Origin of the sequence: Parashewanella hymeniacidonis (assembly GCF_016900895.1) — a bacterium.
Lineage (GTDB): Bacteria > Pseudomonadota > Gammaproteobacteria > Enterobacterales > Shewanellaceae > Parashewanella > Parashewanella hymeniacidonis.
The window spans coordinates 1-2,015 of record NZ_JAFEUN010000247.1; the positions used below are offsets into that span (position 1 = coordinate 1).

The following is a 2,015-nucleotide window of genomic DNA, read 5'->3' on the forward strand; positions in this document are numbered from 1 at the left end:
CGTGGACTTCTCAGCGCCAATTCTTCTTTGTTACATTAGCTTGAAAGAATCCCGATATTCCTTCGCTAATGCGCCTCAAAGAATTGGCGCTGAAAAAGTCCTGAAACATGCATCTTCAAGTATAGGGTATATGGAGCAATTTTATTTTGAGCTTTTTATGTATCTGGACGATTTCTCACTTTTATGAAACTGCCCGTGCTACATCCGAAGAAACAATGAGATCACTAGCATTAAGGGATAGTTTAACTCAATGCGACAATCGACTTGCACTTCATCAGCATTATGAAGAATATCGTTTGCGCGACAGTGTGACTAATTTCCATTTATTACTACTTGATATCGATTACTTCAAATTGGTTAATGATAATTATGGTCATGAAGCTGGCGACCTGGTTTTAAAAAAAGTGGCTATGGAAATCACCCAGCTGCTCAATGGCAACCGCCTATACCGCATTGGCGGCGAAGAATTTTGCATCATCTTCAACCAGAAAACCTAATCAATGGCCATTGATTTTGCTGAGTGTATTAGGAAAACTATTGAAAATTTATGTGTGCAATTTAATGATCAACAGATCCCTACTACTGTAAGCATTGGCATTGAAAAAATTCAAATAGGCGCCCAACTGTCTGAAACACTTCGACATGCAGATATCGCACTATATCAAGCAAAAAGAGATGGTAGAAATAACGTGAAATACTACACAGATGAACCATTAGCCAACTTCTAAGGTGCACACTCCATAAACCTGATCTAGAGCGGCCGCTGGCACTGGCCCTCGATACATTCGCATGCATTCAAAATCGTTATTTCTCAGTCGTAGATCTTTAATAAAATGATCGCTATGACAATTGGCTTCTGGAATATCAATTAATAGCTCTGCATCTTGTGGTAGTTGAGCTGCAAGAGCATGAATGATCTCTTTAGCGCTTTCTAGAGAGTTCGCATAAATTGGCCCAACTCTAAATCCTGTTTGAGCTTGCCTTGCAATACCCACTGCAAGTAACTCTTTTTCCTCATTGTATTTCGATGCAAACTTCATGGTTGGATCGCTATCTAACCAGGTACTGATAAACTCTAAACGAGGCTCATACACGAACTTGGTTTCGAATAATGCCAACGTTTTATTGCCAAGCTTATCAATAGAAATATGCTCATTGATCAATTCTGAACCTGTCACAAAGTATGAAAATCTTCGATTAAGATAGTTATCAACAAACCCATTTTTTGCGTAATTATGAGTCTGCTCTAACGCCCCATCACATCCAATGGATTTAACCCCCATTTGTTCCATGATCCTCAATCGATGCTGATAAGTACTAAGCCCATAACCTTTGCCTCTATTTTTCGGGTCGAATACCAAATAGAGACCGAAAAATGCGAATTGAGTATCATAAATGCATGCACAGCAACTTGAGACCACTCTACCATCCATTACGCCAACAAACATATGTACACTTTTCGATTTTGAATAAGTAACTTGATCGAAAACACCTGGATTCCATTGTTCAACGACCATGGTCCCATATATCTCCATAATATCTTCGGCCGTAGCTTCTCTTATTTCAAAACTTTGCATACTGGAGCAACTTATTGATTGTTTCACTCACTTAAAACTAGATTTAAAGTGAGTGACTGTCTAATTAAAATTCTTCTATCTAATTACGGTTTCAATTTAGGCTTAGAGAAATAACGAACGGTCAATTTATCTTTATAGCCTGAAAATTTAGGCAAATTTTGGTTCCACACATCATGATCTGACTTGATGAAATCTTTCACAAGCCTAGGCTTAACTTTTATTTTAAGAAACTCATAGGTGGGTTTTGGATTATATTGATCCGCAACTGCGGCTTGTTTATTGAGTTCATGCAAATCAGATACTGATAAATGGCAATAATTAGTCGGTTCTGAAAAAATCCATTTCAAGAGTTAAAATGTACGGCATCTGATTTACGCAAAATTCAGAGCCGTACCCCAAAAGCAAGATTTCTTAGATTTTGCATCAATTTCACTACAA

The 2,015-nt window shown here is 37.8% G+C and carries 2 protein-coding genes and 1 pseudogene; 2 read left to right on the forward strand and 1 reads right to left on the reverse strand.

The window, feature by feature from the left end:
* Together JQC92_RS22070 and JQC92_RS22850 are read left to right on the forward strand one after the other, a co-directional pair.
* Nucleotides 1-187 (forward strand): hypothetical protein (locus JQC92_RS22070; RefSeq protein ID WP_205001680.1); only part of this gene is annotated, 187 nt, incomplete at its 5' end.
* Nucleotides 188-215: 28 nt separating this feature from the next.
* Nucleotides 216-728, forward strand: a pseudogene (locus JQC92_RS22850) (GGDEF domain-containing protein).
* On the opposite strand, the gene JQC92_RS22085 reads toward JQC92_RS22850, so the two are convergent.
* The gene (locus JQC92_RS22085) at nucleotides 714-1,577 is read right to left on the reverse strand and encodes a GNAT family N-acetyltransferase (protein ID WP_205001683.1); all 864 of its coding nucleotides are present in this window, start codon (nucleotides 1,575-1,577) and stop codon (nucleotides 714-716) included. The pseudogene JQC92_RS22850 and the gene JQC92_RS22085 sit on opposite strands and share 15 nt — an antisense overlap.
* Nucleotides 1,578-2,015: the final 438 nt, after the last annotated feature.